The organism is Mesorhizobium sp. M1312 (assembly GCF_040318115.1).
In the GTDB taxonomy this organism is placed as follows: domain Bacteria; phylum Pseudomonadota; class Alphaproteobacteria; order Rhizobiales; family Rhizobiaceae; genus Mesorhizobium.
On record NZ_JAMYLQ010000011.1, the window covers coordinates 165,950 to 171,949 of the forward strand.

General features: G+C 62.5%; 10 protein-coding genes. 6 read left to right on the forward strand and 4 right to left on the reverse strand.

Features of this window, described 5'->3' with window-relative positions; translation table 11 throughout:
- Positions 1 to 124 precede the first annotated feature (124 nt).
- Entirely contained in the window at positions 125 to 346 is a 222-nt protein-coding gene (gene rpmE, locus NKH36_RS15650; protein WP_006327661.1) for a 50S ribosomal protein L31, read from the forward strand.
- Positions 347 to 555: 209 nt separating this feature from the next.
- Here the strand turns inward: rpmE and NKH36_RS15655 are convergent, their stop codons facing one another.
- On the reverse strand, positions 556 to 1,197 hold the full coding sequence (locus tag NKH36_RS15655) for a TetR/AcrR family transcriptional regulator (RefSeq protein ID WP_352963162.1): 642 nt from the start codon (positions 1,195 to 1,197) through the stop codon (positions 556 to 558).
- Between the two features lie 112 nt (positions 1,198 to 1,309).
- On the opposite strand from NKH36_RS15655, the gene NKH36_RS15660 reads away from it, so the two are divergent.
- Both NKH36_RS15660 and NKH36_RS15665 read left to right on the forward strand, forming a co-directional pair.
- Positions 1,310 to 2,143: a Rossmann-fold NAD(P)-binding domain-containing protein gene (locus NKH36_RS15660; RefSeq protein WP_352963164.1), complete on the forward strand. Its 834-nt coding sequence runs from the start codon at positions 1,310 to 1,312 to the stop codon at positions 2,141 to 2,143.
- Position 2,144: 1 nt separating this feature from the next.
- Positions 2,145 to 2,624: an anthrone oxygenase family protein gene (locus tag NKH36_RS15665; protein ID WP_352963167.1), complete on the forward strand. Its 480-nt coding sequence runs from the start codon at positions 2,145 to 2,147 to the stop codon at positions 2,622 to 2,624.
- Between the two features lie 27 nt (positions 2,625 to 2,651).
- Here the strand turns inward: NKH36_RS15665 and NKH36_RS15670 are convergent, their stop codons facing one another.
- The 3 genes from NKH36_RS15670 to NKH36_RS15680 form a co-directional block, all read right to left on the reverse strand.
- A complete protein-coding gene (locus NKH36_RS15670; protein ID WP_352963180.1) occupies positions 2,652 to 2,963 on the reverse strand; it encodes an Rdx family protein in 312 nt (103 codons plus the stop codon).
- 82 nt (positions 2,964 to 3,045) lie between these two features.
- Positions 3,046 to 3,795: a YebC/PmpR family DNA-binding transcriptional regulator gene (locus NKH36_RS15675; protein ID WP_023800014.1), complete on the reverse strand. Its 750-nt coding sequence runs from the start codon at positions 3,793 to 3,795 to the stop codon at positions 3,046 to 3,048.
- Positions 3,796 to 4,019: 224 nt separating this feature from the next.
- A complete protein-coding gene (locus NKH36_RS15680) occupies positions 4,020 to 4,343 on the reverse strand; it encodes an ArsR/SmtB family transcription factor (protein WP_029348930.1) in 324 nt (107 codons plus the stop codon).
- Positions 4,344 to 4,394: 51 nt separating this feature from the next.
- On the opposite strand from NKH36_RS15680, the gene NKH36_RS15685 reads away from it, so the two are divergent.
- The 3 genes from NKH36_RS15685 to NKH36_RS15695 are packed head-to-tail and all read left to right on the forward strand — an operon-like array spanning position 4,395 to position 5,757.
- Complete coding sequence (locus NKH36_RS15685) at positions 4,395 to 4,877, forward strand: SRPBCC domain-containing protein (protein ID WP_352963170.1); 483 nt, start codon at positions 4,395 to 4,397, stop codon at positions 4,875 to 4,877.
- 16 nt (positions 4,878 to 4,893) lie between these two features.
- Entirely contained in the window at positions 4,894 to 5,256 is a 363-nt protein-coding gene (locus NKH36_RS15690) for a hypothetical protein (protein WP_352963173.1), read from the forward strand.
- Positions 5,257 to 5,289: 33 nt separating this feature from the next.
- Entirely contained in the window at positions 5,290 to 5,757 is a 468-nt protein-coding gene (locus NKH36_RS15695; RefSeq protein WP_352963182.1) for an SRPBCC family protein, read from the forward strand.
- Positions 5,758 to 6,000 lie beyond the last annotated feature (243 nt).

Below are 6,000 nucleotides of genomic sequence, written 5' to 3' on the forward strand. Positions count from 1 at the left end.
ATAGGCTCGCCGACCGTTTTAGAAGCCGTGGCTCCTCAATAGCTGCGGCTTCGAGTTTTAAAAAGGGGCGCATCGACGCAGGCTTTATGCCCGTCAGCAGCGCCGGCGAACCAGGAATAGCACAATGAAGACCGACATCCATCCCGACTACCACACCATCAAGGTCGTCATGACCGACGGCACCGAATACATGACCCGTTCGACCTGGGGCAAGGAAGGCGACACGATGAACCTCGACATCGACCCGACCACCCATCCGGCCTGGACCGGCGGCCAGCAGACCCTGCTCGACCGCGGCGGCCGCTTGTCGAAGTTCAAGAAGCGCTTCGAAGGTTTCGGCCTCTAAGCCGCAGGCCTTTTTCGGATCGAAGAAACCCGCCCTCGTGGCGGGTTTTTTGTTGACTGAGCCTCGAGCTAAACCGTCCCAGGTCTGCGCTGCCCTTCACCCTTACCTTCTCCCCGTCACTATGCGGGGAGAAGGTGCCGTCAGGCGGATGAGGGGCGGCGCTCGCTTCGGCGATTAGCCAACGTCACACGGGCCGTCGCTACACCGGCCTAGTGGTCGAGCAACTCCCTGAGCGCCATGCGCTTGTAGGCGGCGACCAGATCGTCGCCTTCCTGTCGACCGACCGAGATCGCCAGCCGCATGGTGGCCTCGCCCATCTGCCAGATGAGAAGCGCCGTCGTTTCCAGTGCCGCCGGATCAGCGGCAGGCCGCAGCCGCTTCAGCACGGCGGTGAGGAATTCGGCGTTGGCCCGGCTGTCGGCGAGCTCGAGCTCGCGCAGCGCCTTGTCGGCCTGCGTGCCCGACCAGATGTCGCGCATGACAGGCGACGCCAGGAACAGCCCGTAATAGATATCCACCAGCTCCGAAAACGCCCGCCGCAGCCCTTCGGCGTCGCTAACCTGTGCAAGTGCTGCCGCGATGCAGGCCTGGCTTTCGGCGGTGTAACGCTCGGCCAGCGCCCAGATGATCGCCCGCTTGTCCGGAAAGAACTGGTAGAGCGAACCGATCGACACGCCGGCTCTTTCCGCCACCTCGCCCATGCGCATGGCATCGCTGCCTTGCTCGGCGATCAACGCGGAGGCGGCGGCCAGCATCCGCTCGACCCGCTCGCGGCTGCGCTGCTGGCTTGGCGCCCGGCGCGGCGATGCGATCTGGCCATCCTGTGACCCTGCTACGGTCGAGCCTTCCATTACTGTCTCCTGACGAACAATCAACAAATTGGCTTGACTCACAAAATACGAGGGTTTATCACGTTTTGCAAATGTGAGGATCACTCATGTTTTCAAGCAAAGGAGAACCATCATGAACGACACAGCAAAAAAACCGACTTTGATCCTCGGCGGCACCGGCAAAATCGGCCGTCGTCTCGCCGACAGGCTGACGGCGCAGGGCCTGCCGGTGCGGATCGGCTCGCGCTCGGGCACGCCGCCCTTCGACTGGGAAAACGACGCGACCTGGGAACCCGCGCTTGACGGTGTCGGCGCCGTCTACATCAGCTACTATCCTGACCTTGCGGTGCCGGGTGCGGCCGAAGCAGTCGGCGCCTTCGCCAACCTTGCCGTGGAGCGCGGTGTGCGCCGGCTGGTGCTGCTGTCGGGACGCGGCGAAACGGAAGCGCAGCGCGCCGAAGAGATGCTGAAAGCCTCAGGCGCCGACTGGACAATCCTGCGCTGCGCCTGGTTTTCCCACAATTTCAGCGAGAGTTTTTTGCTCGATCCGCTGCTCGCCGGTGAGGTGGCTTTGCCGGTCGGCAATGTCGGAGAGCCGTTCGTCGACGCCGACGACATAGCCGACGCCGCCGTTACGGTGCTTACCCGGCAGGGCCATGTCGGCCAGCTCTACGAGCTGACCGGGCCACGGCTGCTGAGCTTCGCCCAGGCGATCGCCGAGATCGGCAAGGCGAGCGGTCGCGACATCCGGTTCATCAGGATTTCGCATGCCGAGTTCACTGCCGCGGTAGCCGGGTACGAATTGCCGGCCGAGTTCGCCTGGCTGCTCAACGAGCTGTTCACCGAGGTGCTCGACGGCCGCAACGAGTCGCTGACCGACGGCGTCGAGCGCGTGCTCGGCCGCGCCCCGAAAGACTTTTCCACCTACGCAACCGAAACCGCCGCTACGGGCATCTGGAGCAACTGACATGATCATGAAACTGCTTTCCACCCTAACCTTCATCGCCGCGCTCGGCTCGGGCGTCGTCGCTGGTGTCTTCTTCGCCTTTTCCAGCTTCGTTATGCCGGGCCTCGCCCGCATGCCTGCCAAGGGCGGCATCGCCGCGATGAATTCGATCAACGTCACTGCGGTGACGCCGATGTTCATGACCGCGCTTTTCGGCACCGGGCTGATCTGCCTTGTCCTCGCCGTCGGCGCTATCATCCGCTGGGGCCAACCGGGCTCGTTTTGGCTTTTCGCCGGCGCGCTGATCTACGTCATCGGCAACCTGATCGTGACGATGATCTTCAACGTGCCGCTCAACAACGCTCTGGCCGCTGTCGATCCGGCCAGCACCAACGGCGCCGCGGTGTGGACCACCTATCTCAGGGACTGGGTGATGTGGAACCATGTCCGCACCATCACCGCCATCGCCGCGCTGGGCTGCTTCATCATGGCATGGCGGTGAATGCACGACAGAAGAGTAAAAGACCCCTCAGGCAGGGCCTTTTGACTGATGGCCCTTGCGGTCGGCATGGCCGAGGTCGCGATCCGGATCGATCACGTCGCGAACCAGTTGCTTGAGCTTTGCGGCATCGGGAAAGCCGCCGTCGCGCTTGCGGTCCCAGACCAGCGTCTCGTTGCAGCTGACGGTGAAGATGCCGCCAGTGCCGGGCACCAGCGTGACCTCGCCCAGATCCGTTCCGAAGGTGGAGAGCAGCTCCTGCGCCATCCAGCCGGCCCGCAGCAGCCAGTGGCACTGCGTGCAATAGGTGATGCGGACCTGGGGCAGCGCCTGTTCGGTCATGTCAGATTGAGCTCCGCTCATGTCGGACTGAGCTCCGCTCATGTCTCGGACTGGGTTTCGCTCATGCCTGGCTGAGCCTTGTTCATGCCGCGCTGAGCTTCGCCATGGTCTCGTCGTCGACCTCGAAGTTGGCGTAGACACTCTGCACGTCGTCATCGTCCTCGAGCGTCGCGACCAGCTTCATCAGCGACTGTGCCCGTTCCTCGTCGACCGCAATGTTGGTCTGCGGCTTCCAGATCGGCTTTACCGATTCAGCCTCGCCGAGCGCGCCTTCCAGCGCCTTCGACACTTCGCCAAGGTTCTCGAAGGCGCAATAGATCGTGTGGCCTTCCTCGTCCGACTGGACGTCGTCGGCCCCGGCCTCGATCGCCGCGTCCATGACCTTCTCGGCGCTGCCGACCGATGCCGGATAGAAGATCTCGCCGACACGGTCCCACATGAACGACACCGAGCCGGTTTCGCCCATCGCCCCGCCGGCCTTGGTGAAGGCGGCACGCACATTCGACGCCGAGCGGTTGCGGTTGTCGGTCAGCGCCTCGACGATCAGCGCAACGCCACCCGGCCCGTAGCCTTCGTAGCGCACGGCTTCGTAAGTCTCGGCGTCGCCCATCGACGCCTTGTTGATGGCGCGCTGGATATTGTCCTTCGGCATCGACACCGCTTTGGCGTTCTGCACGGCAAGACGCAGGCGCGGGTTCATCGACGGATCCGGCGTGCCGCTCTTGGCCGCGACGGTTATTTCGCGCGCCAGCTTGGAGAACATTTTCGACCGCACCGCGTCCTGGCGGCCCTTGCGATGCATGATGTTCTTGAACTGTGAATGGCCAGCCATGGCACCCCTGTCGTCTTCTTGGCAGAGCATCCTGCAGCGAGGTAGTCACCTCGCCTTTTGCCAAAATGCTCGAAGTCAAAATTTCAGAACGTCCCTGGTGCGTCCGGATGGACGTACGGCGCTCTATCTCGGAATGGCCGGCTTATAGATAAATCGGCTCAATTCGTCCAGCCGCGCCGTAACGGTGTGCGCAACACGTCCGTCAGCTGCATCTCTGCAGCCGTTCACCCTTCCAGATCGGATTTCAGCCGGTCGAGAATGCTGATCGCATGCGTAGCATATTGGCTGATCCAGCGGTCATGTATCTGCTTGATCGGCAGCGCATTGAGATGGTTCCAGCGTTCGCGCCCCTCGCGCCGCGCCACCACCAGGTCGGCTTCCTCCAGCACTTTCAGATGCAGCATGACGGTGCAGCGGTCCATGTCGGGAAAGGCATCGCACAGCATGCCGGTGGTCCGCGGCGCGTCCTTCAGCTCGTCCAGCAGCGCGCGCCGGCGCGGGTGCGCCAGCGCCTTGAAAACATTGTCGTCCTGCGCTTTGCTTGACATGTTACATTTTTATAACATAATACCGATCCGATCAAGGAAGGTGCTGTGGATATGTCTCTTGGATTCAGAGTTTCGGGCCGCATCGGCAAACCGGTTGCCGAAGTTTTCGACGCGGTCGTCAACCCGAACAAACTCAGCGGCTATTTCACCACTATCGGCGGCGCCAGTGCCCCGCTGGTGGCCGGGGCCAAGGTCGTCTGGTGGGGCAAGGTCCCGGTCGAGGTCGACGAGGTGGAGAAAGACGGCCGCATCGTGCTGCGCTGGGACGCCACCGACGCCGACGGCAAGCCCGCCTACAAGACGCGCATCGAGATGAATTTCGAGCCGCTGGACGACGGCGGCACCTTCGTCACCATCGCCGAGGCCGGCTGGCACGAGGACGCGGTCGGCCTGAAGAAGTCTTACCTGAATTGCGAGGGCTGGTCGCAGATGCTGGCCTGCATGAAGGCCTATGTCGAATACGGCATCAATTTGCGTGACGGCTATTACCGTAGCGAGATGAAGGGCGAGCCCGCCAATGAAGACAATATCTGAGAAGACGGAGGAAAGAATGGCTGCGAAAATCACCGGCGGCATCAACATCGCCATGAAGGTGCCGCCGCACCAATACCAGGAGACGATCGCCTTCTACCGGGATGTCGTCGGCCTGAAGCCGTTCACAGCCAAAGCTCCAGCTATTGGCTTCGAACTCGGCCCCAATCGCCTATGGATCGACGAAGCGCCGATGCTGAGCCAGGCCGAGGTCTGGCTGGAGCTGCTCACCGATGATTTTCCGGTCGTAGCCGATCACCTCGCCAAGGCCGGCGTCGTGCGCTGCGACGCCATCGAGGCGCTCGGCGAAGGTTTTCGTGGCGGCTGGATCACCAATCCCGCCAACATCATTCACCTCGTGCGCGAACCCGACGCATGGTGACGGAGGCTGCGTCGACTTTGAGAGGAGGACAACCTGGAAATCCGTGAGGCACCGGTGGCCGAAGCCGGCATGCTGATCCGGCGGCCGGTCGCAGAAGTGTTCGAAGCCATCGTCGATCCGGCGATCACGACGAAATTCTGGTTCACCCATGGCAGCGACAGGTTGGACAGCGGCAACGAGGTTCGCTGGGAATGGCGCATGTATGGCGTGTCGACGCCGGTCACGGTCAGCGAGATCGTCAGGAACGAAAAGCTCGTCATGCAATGGAGCGATCCGCCGACCACGGTAGTCTGGGCCTTTAGCGAGACGCCGGGCGGCACGACCTTTGTCGAGGTTCGCAATTTCGGTTTTGCCGGCAGCCCCGATGAACAGGTCAAGCAGGCGATCGGCTCGACCGGCGGCTTTGCGCTGGTGCTCGCCGGCGCCAAAGCGTGGCTGGAGCAGGGCCTGACGCTTGGCCTGATCGGCGACCGTCACCCGAAAGGTGTGCCGACCGACTAAGTGGCCGGGTGCCAAAAGCCATTCTGCAGCGATCCTTCCCACCCCCCTCTGTCCTGCCGGACATCTCCCCCTCAAGGGCAGGGGAATCGCATATGGCGATTTTGGGGTTGAGTTTAGGCAGAGAAAGGATTCTTTGGAGAGGCAGTTGAGCGAAGGATCGACTGCCATTTCCTGCCTTGAGAGCTATTTTGGCGCGCTGCCTGATCCACGCGCGCCCAACGCCACGCACCGGCTTGGCGACCT

Coding starts and splice junctions, on each gene's coding strand:
- rpmE (WP_006327661.1), top strand. CDS start 125: ATGAAGACCGACATCCATCCCGACTACCACACCATCAAGGTCGTCATG.
- NKH36_RS15655 (WP_352963162.1), bottom strand. CDS start 1,197: ATGGAAGGCTCGACCGTAGCAGGGTCACAGGATGGCCAGATCGCATCG.
- NKH36_RS15660 (WP_352963164.1), top strand. CDS start 1,310: ATGAACGACACAGCAAAAAAACCGACTTTGATCCTCGGCGGCACCGGC.
- NKH36_RS15665 (WP_352963167.1), top strand. CDS start 2,145: ATGATCATGAAACTGCTTTCCACCCTAACCTTCATCGCCGCGCTCGGC.
- NKH36_RS15670 (WP_352963180.1), bottom strand. CDS start 2,963: ATGACCGAACAGGCGCTGCCCCAGGTCCGCATCACCTATTGCACGCAG.
- NKH36_RS15675 (WP_023800014.1), bottom strand. CDS start 3,795: ATGGCTGGCCATTCACAGTTCAAGAACATCATGCATCGCAAGGGCCGC.
- NKH36_RS15680 (WP_029348930.1), bottom strand. CDS start 4,343: ATGTCAAGCAAAGCGCAGGACGACAATGTTTTCAAGGCGCTGGCGCAC.
- NKH36_RS15685 (WP_352963170.1), top strand. CDS start 4,395: ATGTCTCTTGGATTCAGAGTTTCGGGCCGCATCGGCAAACCGGTTGCC.
- NKH36_RS15690 (WP_352963173.1), top strand. CDS start 4,894: ATGGCTGCGAAAATCACCGGCGGCATCAACATCGCCATGAAGGTGCCG.